General features: G+C 59.1%; 15 protein-coding genes. 5 read left to right on the forward strand and 10 right to left on the reverse strand.

All coding sequences use genetic code 11. From position 1 onward, the window contains the following. Positions 1-162 precede the first annotated feature (162 nt). The 8 genes from rpsA to mtnA all read right to left on the reverse strand — a co-directional run bounded on the left by rpsA (position 163) and on the right by mtnA (position 12,496). The gene (gene rpsA, locus KW062_RS21540) at positions 163-1,857 is read right to left on the reverse strand and encodes a 30S ribosomal protein S1 (RefSeq protein ID WP_027620104.1); all 1,695 of its coding nucleotides are present in this window, start codon (positions 1,855-1,857) and stop codon (positions 163-165) included. 119 nt (positions 1,858-1,976) lie between these two features. Then, complete coding sequence (cmk, locus tag KW062_RS21545; protein ID WP_027620103.1) at positions 1,977-2,666, reverse strand: (d)CMP kinase; 690 nt, start codon at positions 2,664-2,666, stop codon at positions 1,977-1,979. Beyond that, positions 2,663-4,870: a bifunctional prephenate dehydrogenase/3-phosphoshikimate 1-carboxyvinyltransferase gene (locus KW062_RS21550; protein WP_027620102.1), complete on the reverse strand. Its 2,208-nt coding sequence runs from the start codon at positions 4,868-4,870 to the stop codon at positions 2,663-2,665. The genes cmk and KW062_RS21550 overlap by 4 nt, the downstream gene beginning before the upstream one ends. A gap of 28 nt (positions 4,871-4,898) precedes the next feature. Beyond that, positions 4,899-6,011 (reverse strand): histidinol-phosphate transaminase, encoded by a 1,113-nt coding sequence (hisC, locus tag KW062_RS21555; protein WP_027620101.1) that lies wholly within the window; start codon positions 6,009-6,011, stop codon positions 4,899-4,901. An 11-nt stretch (positions 6,012-6,022) separates the two neighbouring features. Then, positions 6,023-7,117, reverse strand: coding sequence for a prephenate dehydratase (pheA, locus tag KW062_RS21560; protein ID WP_027620100.1), 1,095 nt, complete (start codon positions 7,115-7,117; stop codon positions 6,023-6,025). Further along, entirely contained in the window at positions 7,117-8,202 is a 1,086-nt protein-coding gene (gene serC, locus KW062_RS21565; RefSeq protein ID WP_027620099.1) for a 3-phosphoserine/phosphohydroxythreonine transaminase, read from the reverse strand. Before serC ends, pheA begins: the two co-directional genes overlap by 1 nt. Positions 8,203-8,415: 213 nt before the next feature. After that, on the reverse strand, positions 8,416-11,070 hold the full coding sequence (gene gyrA, locus KW062_RS21570) for a DNA gyrase subunit A (protein WP_027620098.1): 2,655 nt from the start codon (positions 11,068-11,070) through the stop codon (positions 8,416-8,418). Between the two features lie 349 nt (positions 11,071-11,419). Then, positions 11,420-12,496: an S-methyl-5-thioribose-1-phosphate isomerase gene (gene mtnA, locus KW062_RS21575; protein ID WP_027620097.1), complete on the reverse strand. Its 1,077-nt coding sequence runs from the start codon at positions 12,494-12,496 to the stop codon at positions 11,420-11,422. 108 nt (positions 12,497-12,604) lie between these two features. Here mtnA and KW062_RS21580 point away from each other — a divergent pair, with 108 nt between their 5' ends. From KW062_RS21580 to KW062_RS21600, 5 genes are all read left to right on the forward strand, one after another. Further along, positions 12,605-13,936, forward strand: coding sequence for a TRZ/ATZ family hydrolase (locus KW062_RS21580; RefSeq protein WP_027620096.1), 1,332 nt, complete (start codon positions 12,605-12,607; stop codon positions 13,934-13,936). Positions 13,937-13,998: 62 nt separating this feature from the next. Further along, complete coding sequence (gene ubiG, locus KW062_RS21585) at positions 13,999-14,697, forward strand: bifunctional 2-polyprenyl-6-hydroxyphenol methylase/3-demethylubiquinol 3-O-methyltransferase UbiG (protein ID WP_027620095.1); 699 nt, start codon at positions 13,999-14,001, stop codon at positions 14,695-14,697. Positions 14,698-14,701: 4 nt separating this feature from the next. Then, positions 14,702-15,373, forward strand: coding sequence for an N-acetylmuramic acid 6-phosphate phosphatase MupP (gene mupP, locus KW062_RS21590; RefSeq protein WP_027620094.1), 672 nt, complete (start codon positions 14,702-14,704; stop codon positions 15,371-15,373). An 82-nt stretch (positions 15,374-15,455) separates the two neighbouring features. Then, positions 15,456-16,196 carry a YciK family oxidoreductase gene (locus KW062_RS21595; RefSeq protein ID WP_027620093.1) on the forward strand — a complete coding sequence of 247 codons (741 nt, stop codon included), beginning with the start codon at positions 15,456-15,458 and terminating at the stop codon, positions 16,194-16,196. A 136-nt stretch (positions 16,197-16,332) separates the two neighbouring features. Then, positions 16,333-17,259, forward strand: a complete 927-nt coding sequence (locus KW062_RS21600) for a GGDEF domain-containing protein (protein ID WP_027620092.1) — start codon at positions 16,333-16,335, stop codon at positions 17,257-17,259. A gap of 45 nt (positions 17,260-17,304) precedes the next feature. Here KW062_RS21600 and KW062_RS21605 read toward each other — a convergent pair whose 3' ends face one another. Further along, entirely contained in the window at positions 17,305-18,099 is a 795-nt protein-coding gene (locus KW062_RS21605) for a TenA family transcriptional regulator (protein ID WP_027620091.1), read from the reverse strand. Between the two features lie 44 nt (positions 18,100-18,143). Continuing rightward, on the reverse strand, positions 18,144-20,606 hold the full coding sequence (locus tag KW062_RS21610) for an EAL domain-containing protein (protein ID WP_027620090.1): 2,463 nt from the start codon (positions 20,604-20,606) through the stop codon (positions 18,144-18,146). Positions 20,607-20,680: the final 74 nt, after the last annotated feature.

Genomic DNA, 20,680 nt, shown 5'->3' on the forward strand with positions numbered 1-20,680 from the left:
CGTCGATGACTTCAGGCTAAGCCTAGCTCAAATAAACGAATGATCTGCTTGAAGAAAAAGACAACAGCTACCCGCTTTTGGTTTCACCAAAGCATTCAGCACTGAATTCCAGCCACAAAAAAGGGCGACCGAAGTCGCCCTTTTTTTATGGTCTGACAGAACTTAGTTCTGCTTTTCCATTTGTGCACGCAACAGGTCGCCCAGAGTGGTAGGACCAGCAGCGATGCTGTCCGAGGCTGGCTTGTCGCGCAGGCTCTGGATAGCTTCTTTCTCGTCTTCAACGTCTTTCGACTTGATCGAGAGCTGGATTACGCGGCTCTTGCGGTCAACGCTGATGATCTTGGCTTCTACTTCTTCGCCTTCTTTCAGAACGTTACGTGCATCTTCGATGCGGTCACGGCTGATTTCGGAGGCTTTCAGAGTCGCTTCGATATCGTCGGCCAGAGTGATGATGGCGCCTTTAGCGTCAACTTCTTTCACGATGCCTTTAACGATTGCGCCTTTGTCGTTCTCTTGAACGTACTCGGAGAACGGATCGCTTTCCAGTTGCTTGATACCCAGGGAGATACGCTCGCGCTCTGGGTCAACCGACAGGATAACGGTGTCCAGCTCGTCGCCCTTCTTGAAACGACGCACGGCTTCTTCGCCCACTTCGTTCCAGGAGATGTCGGACAGGTGAACCAGACCGTCGATGCCGCCGTCCAGACCAATGAAGATACCGAAATCGGTGATCGACTTGATGGTGCCGGAGATTTTATCGCCCTTGTTGAACTGGCCAGAGAAATCTTCCCATGGGTTAGATTTGCACTGTTTGATGCCCAGGGAGATACGACGACGCTCTTCGTCGATGTCCAGAACCATAACTTCCACTTCGTCGCCGACTTGTACGACTTTCGAAGGGTGGATGTTCTTGTTGGTCCAGTCCATTTCGGAAACGTGTACCAGACCTTCAACGCCTTCTTCCAGCTCAGCGAAGCAGCCGTAGTCGGTCAGGTTGGTTACACGCGCGGTTACGCGAGTGCTTTCTGGGTAACGAGCTTTGATAGCAACCCATGGATCTTCGCCCAGTTGCTTCAGGCCCAGGGAAACACGATTGCGCTCGCGATCGTACTTCAGAACCTTGACATCGATCTCGTCGCCAACGTTGACGATTTCCGATGGGTGCTTGATACGCTTCCAAGCCATGTCGGTGATGTGCAGCAGGCCATCGACGCCACCCAGATCGACGAATGCGCCGTAATCGGTGAGGTTCTTGACGATACCTTTGACTTGCTGGCCTTCCTGCAGGGATTCCAGCAGAGCTTCACGCTCAGCGGAGTTCTCGGCTTCGAGGACGCTACGACGGGAAACGACAACGTTGTTGCGCTTCTGGTCGAGTTTGATGACCTTGAATTCCAGCTCTTTGCCTTCCAGGTGCGTGGTGTCGCGCACTGGACGGACGTCAACCAGGGAACCTGGCAGGAACGCACGGATGCCGTTAACGTCGACAGTGAAGCCGCCTTTAACCTTACCGTTGATAACGCCCTTGACCACTTCCTCAGCTGCGAAGGCTGCTTCCAGAACGATCCAGCATTCAGCGCGCTTGGCTTTTTCACGGGACAGCTTGGTTTCACCGAAACCGTCTTCAACCGAGTCCAGAGCAACGTGAACTTCGTCACCGACGTTGATGTTCAGTTCGCCAGCGTCGTTGTAGAACTGCTCCAGAGGGATCAGTGCTTCGGACTTCAGGCCAGCGTGAACAGTTACCCAGCGAGCTTGGTAATCGATATCAACGATAACACCGGTGATGATGGAGCCTGCCTGAAGGTTCAGGGTCTTTAGGCTTTCTTCAAAGAGTTCCGCAAAGCTTTCGCTCATTTTAATTCCTGTTGATAAGGGCGAAAAATACGCCCATCTCCACATCCCAGACGATGTGGGTCAGTTTCATTTAAAAGAAGCACCGCAGGACTATGACTGGTCCCCTGTGGCCTTCTTGGTCACCCGGCGATATCGCGAATGGCGATCTCGCTCATGATGCGTTCAAGCACCTGATCGATGGACAACTCCGTGGAATCCAGCTGGATCGCGTCGGCCGCCGGCTTGAGCGGGGCTACAGCGCGCTGGGTGTCGCGCTCATCGCGCACACGGATCTCATCTAGCAGACTCGACAGACTAACATCCTCGCCTTTGCCCTTCAACTGCAAATATCGGCGACGAGCCCGCTCCTCGGCGCTGGCGGTCAGGAAAATCTTCAACGGCGCATCGGGAAACACCACGGTGCCCATGTCGCGACCGTCAGCCACCAGGCCCGGAAACTCCTGAAAGGCGCGCTGGCGTTGCAACAGCGCGTCACGCACCGCAGGCAGCGCAGCAATCTGCGAAGCGCCGGCACCGGCGCTTTCGGTACGAATAGCATCGCTGACTTCATCACCTTCAAGGATGATCCGCTGCAGTTGACCGTCCGTCGCCGCGATGAATTGCACATCCAGATGCGCGGCAAGTTTTGTCAGCAACTCTTCATTGGTCAGGTCGACACCATGATTGCGTGCAGCGAATGCCAGCAGCCGATACAGCGCTCCGGAATCCAGCAGATTCCAGCTCAGGCGCCTGGCGAGCATGCCGGCAATAGTACCTTTGCCAGACCCGCTAGGGCCGTCGATGGTGATAACGGGAGCAATGCTTTTCACGACTGAGCCTCTTCGGCAACACGGATACCGACCTGCGCGCACAACGCCAGGAAGTTCGGGAAGGATGTCGCGACGTTGGCGCAATCATGGATGCGGATCGGCGCATTAGCCCGCAACGAAGCGACGCTGAATGCCATGGCGATTCGGTGGTCACCGTGACCATGGACTTCGCCGCCGCCGATCTGGCCGCCATCAATGATGATGCCATCGGCAGTAGGCTCGCATTTCACGCCCAACGCCAGAAGACCATCGGCCATGACCTGGATGCGATCGGATTCCTTGACCCGCAGCTCTTCGGCACCGCGCAGGATGGTCCGGCCTTCAGCACAGGCTGCGGCGACGAACAATACTGGGAACTCGTCGATCGCCAGCGGTACCAATTCCTCGGGAATCTCGATGCCCTTGAGCTTGGCCGCGCGCACTCGCAGGTCCGCAACCGGCTCACCGCCGACTTCACGCTGGTTTTCCAGGGTAATGTCGGCGCCCATCAGGCGCAGGATATCGATAACGCCGGTACGGGTCGGGTTGATGCCAACGTGCTCAAGCACCAGCTCGGAACCCTCGGCAATCGACGCCGCCACCAGGAAGAATGCCGAAGAAGAAATATCACCCGGCACTTCAATGTGGGTAGCGGTCAGTTTATGGCCAGACTCGACCGAGGCGGTTGCGCCCTCGACGCTGACCGGGTAACCGAAACCACGCAGCATACGCTCGGTATGATCTCGGGTAGGCGCCGGCTCGGTCACGGTGGTTTTACCTTCCGCGTACAAACCCGCCAGTAACAGGCAGGACTTAACCTGGGCACTGGCCATTGGCATGGTGTAGGTCAGGCCCTTGAGTGCATGACCACCGCGAATGATCATCGGTGGACGGCCGTCGGCGGCGGTTTCGATCACTGCACCCATTTCACGCAGCGGGTTCGCCACGCGATTCATTGGACGCTTGGACAGCGACGCGTCGCCAGTCAAGGTGCTATCGAAGCTCTGTGCGGCCAGCAGGCCGGACAGCAAACGCATCGAAGTACCGGAGTTGCCCAGGTAGATAGGGCCTGGCGCCGGTTTCAAGCCATGCAGACCCACACCATGAATAGTCACGCGACCATGGTGCGGACCCTCGATGACCACGCCCATGTCGCGGAAGGCTTGTAGGGTTGCCAGGGCATCTTCGCCCTCGAGGAAGCCTTCGACTTCGGTAACACCTTCAGCCAGCGAGCCGAGCATGATCGAGCGATGGGAAATCGATTTGTCACCTGGTACGCGAATCCGACCGGACAAGCGGCCACCAGGTTGAGCCAGGAAAATCAGATCGTTGGAATTCATAGCGTCCACATAGGCCCGGCGGGCAAGGATTTTACTGAAATGCTCGCGGGCAACCCGGGCGCGCGTGAACACGCCCAATAATTGGTGCCCATCCCCTGCATCGACCGCGTCGCGCAAGGCGTCGAGGTCGCTGCGAAATGTATCGAGTGTGCGCAGGACAGCTTCGCGATTAGCGAGGAAGATGTCGTGCCACATGACCGGGTCGCTTCCGGCGATTCTTGTGAAATCACGGAAACCGCCCGCAGCGTAACGGAAGATCTCGAGATTTTCATTGCGCTTGGCCAGCGAATCAACAAGACCAAAGGCCAGCAAGTGCGGCAAATGGCTGGTAGCCGCCAGCACTTCATCGTGGCGCTCCACCTGCATGTGCTCGACATCGGCACCCAACTCGCGCCACAGCCGATCCACCACGGCCAGCGCCGCAGGATCGGTCTGCTCCAGCGGCGTGAGAATCACCTTGTGCCGACGGAACAGCTCGGTGTTGGAAGCCTCCACCCCACTCTGCTCGGAGCCGGCGATGGGATGCCCTGGCACGAAACGCGCTGGCATGCCGCCAAAAGCACGGGTCGCAGCGCGTACCACATTACCTTTGGCACTACCGACGTCGGTGAGGATCGCCGACCCGAGGTCCATGCCAGCCAGGATCGCCAGCAGTTTTTCCATCGCCAGGATCGGCACTGCCAACTGAATGACATCAGCCCCCACACAGGCGCTGGCCAAGTCATCCTCGCAACGATCGACCACTCCCAACTCAACCGCGAGCTTGCGCGATTGCGGATCCAGATCGACGCCGACCACTTCCCGGCACAAGCCGCTTTCACGCAACCCCTTGGCGAACGACCCACCGATCAAGCCCAGGCCGACCACCACCAGGCGGCCGACCACAGGTACGACAGGTGCCACGGCAATCACATCAACCACGTGCCAGAACCTTGCTCAACGCCTCGAGGAAGCGTGTGTTTTCTGCCGGCAGGCCGATGGTGACGCGCAAGTGGTTCGGCATACCGTAGTTGGCCACCGGACGCACGATCACCCCTTCACGCAACAGCCCCTGGAAGATAGGCGCAGCCACCTGCCCCAGATCCACACAGAGGAAATTGCCTCGCGACGGAATCCAGCTCAACCCCAATGCACGAAAGCCCGCTTCCAACTGCTGCATGCCGGCATCGTTCAGACGGCGGCTTTCAGCCAGGTACTCTTCGTCTTTCAAAGCTGCGCAGGCTGCGGCCAATGCCAGGCTATTGACGTTGAACGGCTGGCGTACACGGTTCAGCACATCCGCGACCACCGCTGTCGACAAGCCATAACCCACGCGCAGCGCTGCCAGGCCATAGGCCTTGGAGAAGGTACGCGACACCAGCAGGTTCGGGTACGCGGCGAGGAAGTCCAGGCCGTCCGGCAAATCACTGCCCTCGGCATACTCGATGTACGCCTCGTCCAGAACTACCAGTACACCCTCAGGCACGTCCTGCAGGAACTCATCCAGCGCTTCGGCACTGAACCAAGTCCCGGTCGGGTTGTTCGGGTTGGCGATGAATACCACGCGGGTATTGCTATCGATCGCCTGCAGCATGGCCGCCAGGTCGTGCCCCCAGTCTTTCGCCGGGATCACGCGCGCGTCGGCACCGACCGCCTGGGTGACAATCGGATAAACGGCAAACGCGTGCTCGCTGAACACCGCGTTCAAGCCCGGAGCCAGGTAGGCACGCGCCACCAACTCGAGGATGTCGTTGGAGCCATTGCCCAAGGTCACCTGATTAAGGTCGACCCGGCACTGCTCGGCCAGCAGGCTCTTGAGCGCGAAGCCGTTGCCATCCGGGTAACGGGTCAGCTCGGCCAGCTCTTCACGGATCGCCGCCAGAGCCCTGGGACTGGCGCCCAGCGGGTTTTCGTTGCTCGCCAGCTTGACGATGCTGGCCGGCTCCAGATCCAGCTCACGGGCCAGTTCGTCCACGGGCTTGCCCGGAACGTAAGGCGAAAGTTGTTGCACGCCCGGCTGCGCCAGGGCGAGGAAGTCGCCGCTCATTGTCTATGCCCTTAGAGAACTGCTTTCGGGTAGGAACCCAGCACTTTGAGTGCCACTGCTTCCTGACTGATTTTTTCCAGCACACCTTTTACCAGCGGATCACGGTGGTGGCCGACGAAATCGATGAAGAACACATAGGTCCACTTGCCACTGCGCGACGGACGAGTCTCGATACGCGTCAGGTCGATCCCGTTATCGTGGAATGGCACCAGCAACTCATGCAGCGCACCCGGCTTGTTGCTCATCGACACAATGATCGACGTCTTGTCGTCACCGGTCGGCGGCACTTCCTGGTTACCGATCATCAGGAACCGCGTGGAGTTGTCCGGACGGTCCTCGATTTTCTCGGCCAGGCGGGTCAAGCCATACAGGCCGGCAGCCATGTCGCCGGCAATCGCTGCCGAGTTCCACTCACCCTTGACCCGCTTGGCCGCCTCGGCATTGCTCGACACGGCAACACGCTCGACGTTCGGGTAATGGGCATCCAGCCACTTACGGCACTGGGCCAGAGACTGGGCGTGGGAGTAAATGCGGCTGATGCTGTCAGTTTTGGTGTTTTCACCGACCAGCAGGTGGTGGTGGATCCGCAACTCGACTTCGCCACAGATGACCATGTCGTGCTCGAGGAAACTGTCCAGGGTGTGGTTGACCGCGCCTTCAGTGGAGTTTTCCACCGGCACAACACCAAAATTCACCGCGCCCGCCGCCACTTCGCGGAACACCTCGTCGATGGCTGCCATCGGCTTGCTGATCACCGCGTGACCGAAATGTTTCATCGCCGCCGCCTGGGTGAACGTACCCTCAGGGCCGAGGTAAGCCACTTTCAGCGGCTGCTCGAGCGCCAGGCAAGAAGACATGATTTCGCGGAACAAACGCGCCATCTCTTCGTTGCCCAGCGGCCCCTGGTTACGCTCCATCACGCGCTTGAGCACCTGAGCTTCACGCTCGGGACGGTAGAACACTGGCACTTCGCCTTCGGCCAGCGAGGCCATCTTTACCCGCGCGACTTCCTGGGCGCAACGTGCACGCTCACTGATCAGCTCCAGGACTTTAGTGTCCAGGGCATCAATGCGAACGCGCAGTGCCTTGAGTTCTTGCTCAGACATTAGCCATGTTCCTTCTCGAACTCTGCCATGTACGAAACCAGCGCGTTGACACCATGGATGTCGACGGCGTTGTAGATAGAGGCACGCATGCCGCCGACCGAACGGTGACCCTTGAGGTTGAGCAGCCCGCGCGCCTCGGCACCGACCAGGAACGGCTTGTCCAGGCGATCATCGGCCAGGCGGAACGGCACGTTCATCCACGAGCGATCGGACTTGTTGATCGGGTTGTTGTACAGGCCACTGGCGTCGATGAAGTCGTACAGGGTGCGCTGCTTGACGTCGTTGAGCTTGCCGATGGCTTCGACACCCCCCTGCTCTTTCAACCACTCGAAGACCAGCCCCGAGAGGTACCAGGCCAGGGTCGGCGGGGTGTTGTACATCGAGCCATTATCGGCTGCTACCTTGTAGTCGAGCATGGTTGGGCACAGCGAGCGCGCCTTGCCCAGCAGGTCTTCGCGAATGATGTTGACGACGATGCCGCTCGGGCCGATGTTTTTCTGCGCACCGGCGTAGATCATGCCGAAACGCGAAATATCCACAGGACGCGAGAGAATGTCGGAAGACATGTCGGCCACTAGCGGCACATCGCCGACTTCCGGAATCCACTGAAACTCAAGACCGCCAATGGTTTCGTTCGGCGCGTAGTGAACGTAGGCCGCGTCCTTGGACAACTTCCACTCGTTCTGGCCGGGAATGGCGAAGTAATCGTAAGGCTTGGCGGTCGCGGCAACATTGACGTGGCCGTAGCGCGAGGCTTCTTCAATGGCTTTCTGCGACCAGATACCGGTGTCGATATAGTCGGCGCTGCCATTTTCCGGCAACAGGTTCAGCGGAATCTGGGCAAATTGCTGGCTGGCGCCGCCCTGCAGAAACAGCACTTTATAGTTCGAGGGGATATTCAGCAGATCACGCAGATCCTGCTCGGCCTTGGTCGCAATGGACACGAACTCATCGCTGCGATGGCTCATTTCCATGACCGAAAGGCCCTTGCCGTGCCAGTCGAGGAGTTCACCCTGGGCGCGCTTCAGGACAGCTTCGGGAAGCGCCGCAGGACCGGCACAGAAGTTATAGGCTCTCTTGCTCACATCCACTCTCGCTCTGATTTGGTGGTATCTACATTCAATCAACCCTTGTAGGAGCGAGCTTGCTCGCGAGAAACCTGAGGACGCTGCGCGATACCAGAATTCCCGCGTTATCGTTGTCGTCCATCGCGAGCAAGCTCGCTCCTACAGGGGCAAAAAATTCAAAAGGGATAAACAACAAGGGGGCGAATTCTCATCCGCCCCCTGCTTGCCTGTTTATTCCTGCGGCTCTTCGTCAGCGGCGGCGTCGAGCTGCTGGTCCTCGGCAAGATCGTCAATCACGATCTCGCCCTCGAACACTGCACCCTCTTCACCTTCCAGCTCTTCACCTTCGACTTCCGACGGCTCCTGTACCCGCTCAAGGCCTACCAGCGTTTCGTCGCTGGCCAGCTTAATCAGGGTCACGCCCTGGGTGTTACGACCCAGGCTGGAAACTTCGTCGACACGGGTACGAACCAGAGTGCCCTGGTCGGAAATCAGCATGATTTCCTCGCCGTCGAGCACCTGCACCGCACCGACCAGACGGCCGTTACGGTCGTTGCTGACCATGGCAATAACACCCTGGCCGCCACGCTTGTACTCCGGGAACTCGGTGATGGCGGTACGCTTGCCGTAACCACGCGCCGAAGCGGTGAGGATCTGACTACCTTCTTCCGGGATCAGCATGGAAATCAGCTTCTGGCCTTCCGGCAGGCGCATGCCGCGAACACCACGAGCAGTACGGCCCATGGCGCGTACGTCGGATTCCTTGAAGCGAGTTACCTTGCCACCGTCGGAGAACAGCATGACTTCACGCTCGCCATCGGTGATGGCTGCAGAGATCAGCACGTCGCCTTCGTCCAGTTCCAACGCGATCAGACCAACGCTGCGCTGACGGCTAAAGGATTCCAGCGGGGTCTTCTTCACGGTGCCGTTGGCGGTGGCCATGAAGATGAAGTGACCTTCGGTGTACTCCTCGACCGGCAGCATGGTGGTGATGTACTCACCATCATCCAGTGGCAACAGGTTGACCAGCGGACGACCACGGGCAGCGCGGGACGCTTCCGGGATTTCGTAGGTTTTCAGCCAGTAAACCTTGCCCTTGCTGGAGAACAGCAGCAGCGTGGTGTGGCTGTTGGCAACCAGCAGGTGGGCGATGTAGTCCTCATCCTTGACGCCGGTAGCCGATTTGCCTTTACCGCCACGACGCTGGGCCTGGTACGCAGCCAGCGGCTGGGTCTTGGCATAGCCGCCATGGGAAATGGTCACGACGCGCTCTTCTTCCGGGATCATGTCACCCAGGGTCAGGTCCAGGCGGGCATCGAGGATCTCGGTGCGACGCACATCGCCGTACTCGGCACGGATCACTTCCAGCTCTTCGCGGATCACTTCCATCAGGCGCGTGGCGCTATTGAGGATGCGGATCAGCTCGCCGATCTGGTTGAGGATTTCCTGGTACTCGGCCAGCAGCTTCTCGTGCTCCAGGCCGGTCAGGCGGTGCAGACGCAGCTCCAGAATGGCTTGCGCCTGCTCTGGTGAGAGGAAGTACTTGCCGTCGCGCAGACCGTATTGCGGATCGAGGTTTTCCGGACGGCAGGAATCGGCGCCGGCACGCTCCACCATCGCAACGACGGCCGAGGATTCCCAAGGCGTGCTGACCAGCGCTTCCTTGGCTTCCGACGGCGTTGGCGAGGCCTTGATCAGGGCGATGACCGGGTCGATGTTCGACAGGGCAACCGCTTGACCTTCAAGGATGTGACCGCGTTCACGCGCCTTGCGCAGTTCGAACACGGTACGGCGGGTCACCACTTCGCGACGGTGACGGACGAAGGCTTCCAGCAGATCCTTGAGGTTGAGGATCCGTGGACGGCCGTCGATCAGCGCAACGATGTTGATACCGAACACCGCTTGCAGTTGGGTCTGCGCGTAGAGGTTGTTGAGGATGACCTCAGGCACTTCGCCGCGACGCAACTCGATCACGACGCGCATGCCGTCCTTGTCGGACTCGTCGCGCAGCTCAGTGATACCTTCGAGCTTCTTCTCTTTAACCAGCTCGGCGATCTTCTCGATCAGGCGCGCCTTGTTCAACTGGTAAGGAAGTTCGGTGATGACGATCTGCTGGCGACCGCCGACCTTGTCGATGTCCTCGATGGTCGAGCGAGCACGCATGTAAATGCGGCCGCGACCGGTACGGTAGGCCTCGATGATGCCGGCACGACCGTTGATGATCGCAGCAGTCGGGAAGTCCGGACCGGGAATGTATTGCATCAGCTCGTCGACAGTCAGCTCGGGATTGTCGATGAGCGCCAGGCAACCGTCGATCACTTCACCGAGGTTGTGTGGCGGGATGTTGGTCGCCATGCCCACGGCGATACCGCTGGAGCCGTTGACCAGCAGGTTCGGAATACGGGTCGGCATGACCGCCGGGATCATTTCTGTGCCGTCGTAGTTCGGCACCCAGTCCACGGTTTCCTTGTGCAGGTCAGCCAGCAGCTCATGCGCCAGCTTGGTCATGCGCACTTCGGTGTATCGCATCGCCGCGGCGTTGTCGCCGTCGACCGAACCGAAGTTGCCCTGGCCGTCGACCAGCAGGTAACGCAGCGAGAATGGCTGCGCCATACGAACGATGGTGTCGTACACCGCGGTATCACCGTGCGGGTGATACTTACCGATCACGTCACCGACTACACGGGCAGATTTCTTGTACGGCTTGTTGAAGTCGTTACCCAGCTCGCTCATCGCGAACAGCACTCGCCGATGCACGGGCTTCAAGCCATCGCGCGCATCAGGCAGTGCCCGCCCGACAATTACGCTCATTGCGTAGTCGAGGTAGGACTGCTTCAGCTCGTCTTCGATATTGACCGGTAGGATTTCTTTGGCCAGTTCGCCCATGAGAAGCCTGATTCCTTTTTCTGGTGAAACTTCGTCAGGACCAACGAAGCTCGTCGCTGCAGGCTGAGTGCCATACATCGACTTACGACAAATCAACGAGTTAAGCCATGGATCTGCGCAGTGAAGGCATCCCCGCAGGGCTGCCTTGGAAACCGCCGGATGTTATCACAAGAGCCGCCACGCACCTATCCCCCAGATGCGCATGGAGCATAGTTAGTTGACCGATGACAGGCTTGAGCAAGAGCTGAGGGGCTCTGAGAGGTTTCGCGAGGGGAAACTGTGCCGAAATCGGGCGATTTCATTGCACTTTATGGCGTCATCGCGGCGGTGCGATGGGGCCCACCCACCCTCAATGCAACCGCTTGCGGCACATCAACTGCGCCATTTTCGCGGTATCTGGCCGCTCGACGATGCCTTTTTCGGTGACGATCACGTCAATCAGGTCCGCCGGGGTCACATCGAACACGGGATTGAAGACCTCGACATCCGCCCCCACCCGCACGCTGCCGACGGCGAGCAATTCGTCACCATCGCGCTCTTCCAGCGGAATGTCCTCGCCACTGGCGGTGTGCATATCGATCGTCGAACTCGGCGCCACCACCATGAAACGCACGCCGTGATGCATGGCATTGACCGCCAGCTGATAGGTACCGATCTTGCTCGCCACATCGCCATTGGCGGCGATCCGGTCGGCACCCACTATGACCCAGGTAATACCCTTGGCCTTGAGGATATGGGCCGCCGCGGAGTCGGCATTCAGGGTCACCGGAATCTCTTCGTTGAGCAGTTCCCATGCAGTCAGCCGCGAGCCCTGCAGCCAGGGACGGGTTTCATTGACGTAGACGCGCTCGACCATCCCTTCCAGGAACGCCCCGCGAATCACCCCCAGGGCAGTACCGAACCCACCCGTGGCCAACGCGCCAGCATTGCAATGGGTCAGGATCGCCTGGGCATTGCCCTGATGCCTGCGGATCACGTCCACACCCAACTGGGCCATGGTCAGGTTGGCTTCGCGGTCGCTTTCATGGATGGCAACGGCCTCGGCCTCCAGGGTCGCCACCGGATCGGCATTGTCCTTTAGGCGATCCAGTCGATCATGCATACGGTTCAGCGCCCAGAACAGGTGTGCCGCCGTAGGACGAGCGTCAGCCAGCAGTGCGAAATCTTCTTCCAGCGCCGCGTACCAGTCACTGCCTTCGGCAATCCGCGCGCGCACGGCGAGCACCATGCCATAAGCAGCAGCAATGCCGATTGCCGAGGCACCGCGCACCTGCATCGAACGAATGGCCTCAGCCACGCCGGACACGTCGGTGCAGGCAATCCAGGTCTGCTCGAACGGCAAAACACGCTGGTCCAGCAGGAACAGCGTGCCATCGCGCCAATCGATGGCTTTCACCTTTTCAGTAGCCAACAGTCGATCGCGCATCCCTTACCCCGTAGCCATGAACAAAAGCCGTCGATTATAGCGATCCCCCCGCGAAGACGCTCGGGTATACTTCGCCATCCTTCATAAAAGCACTGGACCGAATTCTTGATGCCCACCCCTGTTGCTGCGCTTGACCTTCTCCTGCTGCCGACCTGGCTGGTGCCTGTCGAACCTGCCGGCGTGGTCCTCAAAGAGCATGGCCTGGGCATTCGCGATGGGCGCATTGCCTTTATCGGCCCGCGCCGCGAAGCACTGAAGCTTGCCGCCAGGGAAATCCGCGAGTTGCCGGGCACGTTGCTCAGCCCCGGCCTGATCAATGCCCACGGACATGCGGCGATGACGCTGTTTCGCGGTCTGGCCGATGACCTGCCGCTGATGACCTGGCTGGAGCAGCATATCTGGCCAGCCGAGGGCAAATGGGTCGACGAGGCGTTCGTGCGCGATGGCACCGACCTGGCGATTGCCGAGCAGATCAAAGGCGGCATCAGCTGTTTTTCGGACATGTATTTCTTCCCGAAAGTTGCCAGTGAGCGGGTGCACAACAGCGGAATTCGAGCACAGATTGCCATTCCAATCCTTGATTTCCCGATCCCTGGAGCCAGCAACGCCGACGAAGCGATTCGCCAAGGTGTCGAGCTGTTCGGCGATTTGAAGCACCATCCGCGAATCAAGATCGCCTTCGGCCCTCATGCTCCCTATACCGTCGGCGACGAAAACCTGGAAAAAATCCGGGTGATCGCTGAGGAACTGGATGCGCCCATCCACATGCACGTCCACGAAACCGCCTCGGAGGTGCAACAGGCGGTCGAGCAACACGGCGAACGACCGCTGGAGCGCTTGGCACGGATGGGGCTGCTCGGACCCCGCTTCCAGGCTGTGCACATGACCCAGATCAGCGATGACGACCTCGGACTGCTGGTAGAAAGCAACAGCAGCGTGATCCACTGTCCGGAATCCAACCTGAAACTGGCCAGCGGCTTCTGCCCGGTGGAACGCCTTTGGCAGGCCGGCGTCAATGTGGCAATCGGTACCGATGGCGCGGCCAGCAATAACGATCTCGACTTACTCGGCGAAACCCGCACCGCAGCCCTGCTGGCCAAGGCTGTCGCCGGCTCGGCCGCAGCTCTGGATGCCCATCGCGCGCTGCGCATGGCCACCCTCAACGGCGCCCGCGCGCTCGGCCTGGAAAGCGAAATCGGCTCGCTGGAAGTCGGCAAGGCGGCCGACCTGGTGTGTTTCGACTTGTCTGGACTGGCTCAACAGCCGATTTACGACCCGGTGTCCCAGCTCATTTATGCCACTGGCCGCGATTGTGTGAAACACCTGTGGGTCGCTGGCAAGCAATTGCTCGACGACCGGCGCCTGACGCGCCTCGATGAACAACAACTGTGCGCCACAGCCAATGCCTGGGGCCAGCGCATCAGCGGTCATACCCAATAGAATGGAGCCTTGAGCCGCCCTCAAGGCTGACAGCAGAATTTTTCAGATTCAGAGGAATATCCATGAGCAACGTCGACCACGCTGAAATTGCCAAATTCGAGGCCCTGGCCCATCGCTGGTGGGACCGCGAAAGCGAGTTCAAGCCCCTGCACGATATCAACCCGCTGCGGGTCAACTGGATTGACGAACGCGTCAAACTGGCCGGCAAGAAGGTGCTGGACGTCGGCTGCGGCGGCGGCATTCTCAGCGAATCCATGGCCCAGCGTGGCGCCACGGTGATGGGCATCGACATGGGTGAGGCACCGCTGGCTGTCGCCCAACTGCACCAACTCGAATCCGGTGTCAGCGTCGAGTACCGGCAGATCACCGCCGAAGCCCTGGCTGAAGAGATGCCGGAGCAGTTCGATGTGGTCACCTGCCTGGAAATGCTCGAACACGTACCCGATCCATCGTCGGTGATTCGTGCCTGCATGCGCATGGTCAAACCCGGCGGCCAGGTATTCTTCTCGACCATCAACCGCAACCCGAAGGCCTACCTGTTCGCCATCGTCGGCGCCGAATACATCATGAAGCTGCTGCCTCGCGGCACCCACGACTTCAAGAAGTTCATCCGCCCTTCCGAACTGGGTGCCTGGAGTCGCGCGGCCGGCCTGACCGTCAAGGACATCATCGGCCTGACCTACAACCCGCTGACCAAGCACTACAAGCTGGCCGCCGACGTTGACGTCAACTATATGATCCAGACCCTGCGCGAGGAGTAAGCCCATGGCAATCAGAGCAGTTCTTTTCGACATGGACGGCACCCTGCTCGACACCGCGCCGGACTTCATCGCCATCTGCCAGGACATGCTCCTCGACCGCCAGATGCCAGCTATTCCGGACAAGCGCATTCGCGACGAGATCTCCGGCGGCGCCCGGGCGATGGTCGCTGCCACCTTCATGATGGATCCGGAGTCGCCCGGCTTTGAAGAGCTGCGCCTGGAGTTCCTCGAGCGCTATGTCAAAGGCTGCGCGGTGCACAGCAAGCTGTTCGACGGCATGGGCGAATTGCTGGCCGATATCGAACAGGCCAGGCTGATCTGGGGCGTGGTCACCAACAAGCCGTTGCGCTTCGCCGAACCGATCATGCAGCAACTGGGGCTCGCCGAGCGCTCGGCCCTGCTGATCTGCCCGGACCACGTAAAGAACAGCAAACCCGATCCCGAGCCGTTGATCCTGGCGTGCAAGATGCTCGACCTCGATCCGGCCAGCGTGCTGTTTGTCGGCGATGACCTGCGCGACATCGAGTCGGGGCGCGATGCCGGCACCCGTACCGCCGCTGTTACCTACGGCTACATCCACCCGGACGACAACCCGAGGAACTGGGGCGCCGATGTGGTGGTGGATCATCCGCTGGAACTGCGCAAAGTACTGGACAACGCCCTTTGCGGCTGCTGAGCAGGCTGATCACGAGATGAAGGCACGGTGCTCGCCACGAGTCCGGCGTTCATCCTCCTGTTGAATTTGTCATGAGGTTTTTATGTTTGATTATTCCGCTCGCCCGGAACTGCTCAAGGGCCGAGTCATTCTGGTGACCGGCGCGGGTCGCGGCATCGGTGCCGCCGCCGCCAAGACCTACGCCGCCCACGGTGCCACCGTGCTGCTGCTGGGCAAGACCGAGGCCAACCTGAGCCAGGTCTACGATGAAATCGAGTCCGCCGGTCATCCACAGCCAGCGGTGATCCCCTTCAACCTGGAAACCGCCCTGCCGCACCAGTACGACGAACTGGCGGCCATGATCGAGACCGAATTCGGCCATCTCGACGGCCTGCTGCACAACGCCTCGATCATCGGCCCACGCACGCCGATCGAGCAGTTGTCCGGTGAAAACTTCATGCGCGTCATGCAAGTCAACGTCAATGCCATGTTCATGCTGACCAGCACCTTGCTGCCGCTGCTCAAATTGTCCAGCGACGCCTCGGTGATCTTCACGTCCAGCAGTGTCGGTCGCAAGGGCCGCGCCTACTGGGGCGCCTATGGCGTGTCGAAGTTCGCCACCGAAGGCCTGATGCAGACCCTCGCCGACGAAGTGGAAAATGTCGCGCCTGTTCGCGCCAATAGCATCAACCCCGGAGCGACGCGCACCAGCATGCGTGCGCAAGCGTACCCAGGGGAAAACCCGACCAACAACCCTGCGCCAGAGGACATCATGCCGGTCTACCTGTACCTCATGGGTCCGGACAGCAGCGGCATCAACGGCCAGGCATTCGACGCCCAGTAAATGCGCCGTCCGAGCCTGGCATGCCGTCAAGCCAGGCTCGGAAAAGTCACTCCAGTAGGTTCAGGCTCAAAGGAACCGATCGCCGGTCTTTCGCTCTAAGTGGCGAGAAGCAGGCAGTGTTTGAGTGATAAAAACCATGAAATCTCCTACCCAGCCCCAGGCTATCGACTTTGATAGCGCCAAATTGCAACGCCTGGGCTTTGGACAGATCCCCCCGCTGTTGCCCCGGCCCGCGAGCCTGGCCCAGTTGCGTCAGCGGATGAGCCAGCAGCTGCAAACCAGCCTTGAGCCGCAGCGCATCCTCGGCCTGTTTTTTCGTGAGTTGCAACGCCTGGTGCCAGTGGACGCACTGGTCTATCAGTACGCCGCGAGCGATCTACGCCTGGAATTCGGCCAACGCGGGCATCATTTGGTGAGTTACAGCTTGAGCCACGAGGGCCAGCACCTGGGCGACCTGGTGTTTCGGCGTAATCAACGCTTCAGCGATCACGAGCAGGCCCAGCTTGAATCCCTGTTATCGACGTTACTGTTCCCGATCCGCAACGCCTTGCTCTATCGTGCCGCGACGCAAAGGGCGCTGCGCGACCCGCTGACGGGTACCGGCAACCGCATCGCCATGGAACAGACCCTGCAACGGGAAATCGACATGTCGAGGCGTCACCGGCAACCCCTGTCATTGCTGATGCTGGATATCGATCACTTCAAGAGCGTCAATGACACCCACGGCCACGCTGCCGGAGATCATGTGTTGAGGGAGGTCGCTGCGTCGATCAAACAGCAACTGCGCAACGTCGACATGGTGTTTCGTTATGGCGGCGAGGAGTTTTTGATTCTGCTTTCCAACACCAGCCGAGAGTCGGCCGCACTGGTCGGCGAGCGCCTGCGTTATGCCGCGCAGAGCACTGACTATTGGGCCGCCAACACACGCATCGAGCTGACGGTCAGCCTGGGCTGTTCAACCTTGTTGCCAGGGGAGTCTGCGGACAGTTTGCTGCGCCGCGCCGATAATGCACTGTACGTGGCCAAGCGCGAAGGGCGCAATCGGTTGGCGATGGCGGGATAAACAGCAGCTTGCCAAACAGGCAAGCTGCTATCGACGGTCGGACGCTTAACCTTCTACCAAGGCCAATCGCTCCCGAGCCAACGGAGCCTTTTGCGCAGACTCCAACTGCATGCAACGCTCCAGGAACAGGTACATGTAGTCATAGCTCTTGCACACGGCCTGACGCAGCTCTGCCTGCAGTGCCCTGCTTGGGTTGAGGCCCGCCAGCGTGCAGATTATTTCCAGCGCCTCCCAGGGATGGGCATCATCGTATTGAGCGTGCATTTTCAGCCACTTCATCGCACGCTTGCGTTCGTCTTCAGGGAAGGCAGCCGCGTAGATGCCGTTGGAACAGACCACCGCCGACCACTCCCCTGTCGCCCCTTCAATTGCGTAGTTGGTCGCGGCAATAGCGACGATTAATGAATCGGAAGAACTGGTGTGCCAGCACCAATGACTCAACGCGTGCAACTCAGGGTCAACCTGCTGTGCCTGCAAGTCCTCGAGACTGACGCCATGGGCTGCACTCCAATTCACCCAGTAATCGGCGTGGTTAAGTTCAACCCGTATATTGCGCATCAACCAGCGACGCGCCATATCCTCACCGGGATGGCGGGCGAAGCGAGTCTTGGTCAGGTTCTGCGCCATATACGAGGCAAACTGCTCGACAACCGGCCAGCCACCGATCAGGTACTGACGCATGGTTTTGCCACTGAGTTTGTTGTCACGCATCCGCTGATACAGTTCGTGCTCGACAACCCGACGCTTGCTCTCGCTGCAGGCCTGGATAAGTTGCTGAGCCCAAACCGGATAACTTGCAGCTTCCATAAGCGGGCCAGATCTGTTGAATGATTCGATCACTGTCGCACTCCTTTTGATTGTGATTGTCCGGATCGACGGAAACTTCAACGAAATGTGCCTGGCGCCTTGAATAACAAAGGCCGCGGACGAGCCGGCCGGGTTTGCAAACTGTCACACGTAAACAACTGCGGACGTTGAATAATGTAGCCCTGAGCATAATCCACGCCGATCTCCAGCAAGGCCTGCTCAATCTGGGGTGTCTCAACAAACTCGGCAATTGTGCGTTTACCCATGACATGGCCGATGTGATTGATCACCTCGACCATGGCCCGATTTATCGGGTCGTCCAGCATATCCCTGACGAAACTTCCATCGATCTTCAGAAAGTCTACAGGCAAATGTTTCAAGTATGCGAACGAGGACATTCCGGCACAAAAGTCATCTAACGAAAAGTGGCAACCTAAGTCTTTGAGCTCATTGATAAATTTAATTGCACTGGCCAAATTTGAAATTGCGCTAGTTTCTGTAATTTCAAAACAAATCATTTCAGGCGGCACAGCATAAGTTACGAATTGTTGGCGTAGAAAGATTAAGAATTCATCATCACCAATAGTATTACCTGACAGATTAATCGCACACATAGCCATAGGCCGCGGGTCTTGGCGAGTCATACATTGAGCAATGATCTTGAAAACATTCTCCACGACCCAACGATCCAGAGAAGTCATCAAACCATAACGTTCGGCCGCCGGTATAAAGCTGTCCGGCAGAATCATGCGTCCGGCTTCGTCATGCAAGCGCAGCAAAATCTCGACATGCCCGCCCGCCCCTCCGACATGCCCCAGGCTGGCGATTTCCTGGGCGTATAAACAGAAGCGGTTTTCTTCCAGCGCCATGTGCAAGCGCTGCACCCAGGCCATCTCGCCAAAGCGCAAGGACAACTCGGAATCGTCGGGATGGTACAACTGGACGCGGTTGCGCCCCTTCTCCTTGGCCATGTAGCAGGCCATGTCCGCTGCGCGCAGCAGAGACTCCAACGTAGCCGGCGATTGCGTAATGTGGACCAGGCCGACGCTAACCGTGGTCACGAATGGCCGGCCTTTCCAGACAAAATGCAGGTTCTGCACAGTCTGACGCAGATTCTCGGCAATTTTCTCCGACGCCTCTGCCGTACAGTTTTCCAGGAGAATGCCGAACTCATCGCCGCCCAGCCGCGCCAGGGTATCGCCCTCGCGCAGTCCCGATTGCAACAACGCGCAGATATGTCGCAACAGTTCATCGCCTGCCGCATGCCCGCAGGTGTCGTTGACCAACTTGAATTGGTCGAGATCAAGGAACATCAACGCGTGACGGGCAGGCTGTCGACTCAACTGATGCAGCGTCTGCTCCAGGCGAAACTCGAACTCGCGACGGTTGGCCAGCCCGGTCAGGGCATCATGGGTTGCCTGCCAGGACAGGTTGGCGATGTATTGTCGCTCCTGGGTCATGTCATGCAGCACCAGCACGGTGCCGCTGACCTTGCCGGTGGTGTGGATGGGTGAGCCGACCAGCGTGACCGACACCGTACTGCCATCCAGGCGCTGGATCAGCTTGGAATGATCACTAACGCCACCGCTCAGTTGGCCGCTGAGGATATGCTCGATCAGGGTGAAGCTGTCGGCCTGGGCGTTTTCGTCCAGCAGATTGAACAATGCAGACAGTGGCAATCCAACAGCCTGTTCGGCCTTCCAATGGGTCAGCACTTCGGCCGCAGGGTTCATATAGGCAATGGCGCCATCGACGTCAGTGGTAATCACCCCATCGCCAATCGACTGAAGCGTGATCTGCGCGCGTTCTTTTTCCTGCTGCAAGGCATCGGCGAAAGCATGCCGTTGTGCCAGCAACTTGTGGGTACGCAACAAGGCCAGCACGATCAGCCCCAGTGCCGTTGCCAGGTTGACCACCAGCAGCAACCGCAGAATCAGGCGCGACCCTTCCCCAAGCGCATCACTGAAGGCTCGGGCGGCGGGGGTTACGGCCTCGTTGATCGCAAAGATTTCCTCTTTCCAGCCCTCGACTTCGGCAGCCGAAGCCTGGCCGGCAACGAACCGCTGATGCATGTCTTGAGCGACCTGGTCCAACTGGACCAGATAGGCATCGCCGACGATCCAGCGATCAATGGCCCGCTCCAGGTAGCTGAAATGACGGAAATTCAAGTACAGCCAGATCAGGCTCGGAACGTCGTCGGGGTGATTGCCCCCTTTCAGAATGGCCCGACGGGCAGCTTCCAGGTCGGGCGGCTGGCGGTCCAGGGCAACCCGTAGCTCATGCCCGCCCTGGGGAACCGCCATGGCTTTCTGATATTTGCCAAAGATCGACTCGTCACGACTGTCGGCATAGAGGTTCAGGTAATAGATCGCGTCTTTCTGACCTTTGGACCAAAGGCTTTCGCCGGCCACGTAACCACGTACCGCAGACATCATATAAAGGCTGACGCCGCCCAGAATGGCTTGAAACAGCACAACGGCAATAAATGGCCAGACGATGCCCAGCAGGCGTGGTGTTCCGAGAGTCCTTTTTTGCTTCATGAGGTCCTTAGTGCGCGCTGCCATCATCGAAAGGAGACCGCTAGAGCTAGCCTAGGGTGCGTTCAGGATCCCGG

It is taken from the genome of Pseudomonas fluorescens (genome assembly GCF_019212185.1).
In the GTDB taxonomy this organism is placed as follows: domain Bacteria; phylum Pseudomonadota; class Gammaproteobacteria; order Pseudomonadales; family Pseudomonadaceae; genus Aquipseudomonas.

What these genes read in the sequence shown, in the direction of transcription:
- hisC (WP_027620101.1), bottom strand. Translation starts at nt 6,011, where the DNA reads ATGAGCGGCGACTTCCTCGCCCTGGCGCAGCCGGGCGTGCAACAACTT.
- ubiG (WP_027620095.1), top strand. Translation starts at nt 13,999, where the DNA reads ATGAGCAACGTCGACCACGCTGAAATTGCCAAATTCGAGGCCCTGGCC.
- KW062_RS21580 (WP_027620096.1), top strand. Translation starts at nt 12,605, where the DNA reads ATGCCCACCCCTGTTGCTGCGCTTGACCTTCTCCTGCTGCCGACCTGG.
- KW062_RS21595 (WP_027620093.1), top strand. Translation starts at nt 15,456, where the DNA reads ATGTTTGATTATTCCGCTCGCCCGGAACTGCTCAAGGGCCGAGTCATT.
- rpsA (WP_027620104.1), bottom strand. Translation starts at nt 1,857, where the DNA reads ATGAGCGAAAGCTTTGCGGAACTCTTTGAAGAAAGCCTAAAGACCCTG.
- mupP (WP_027620094.1), top strand. Translation starts at nt 14,702, where the DNA reads ATGGCAATCAGAGCAGTTCTTTTCGACATGGACGGCACCCTGCTCGAC.
- mtnA (WP_027620097.1), bottom strand. Translation starts at nt 12,496, where the DNA reads ATGCGCGATCGACTGTTGGCTACTGAAAAGGTGAAAGCCATCGATTGG.
- KW062_RS21600 (WP_027620092.1), top strand. Translation starts at nt 16,333, where the DNA reads ATGAAATCTCCTACCCAGCCCCAGGCTATCGACTTTGATAGCGCCAAA.
- gyrA (WP_027620098.1), bottom strand. Translation starts at nt 11,070, where the DNA reads ATGGGCGAACTGGCCAAAGAAATCCTACCGGTCAATATCGAAGACGAG.
- KW062_RS21610 (WP_027620090.1), bottom strand. Translation starts at nt 20,606, where the DNA reads ATGAAGCAAAAAAGGACTCTCGGAACACCACGCCTGCTGGGCATCGTC.
- pheA (WP_027620100.1), bottom strand. Translation starts at nt 7,117, where the DNA reads ATGTCTGAGCAAGAACTCAAGGCACTGCGCGTTCGCATTGATGCCCTG.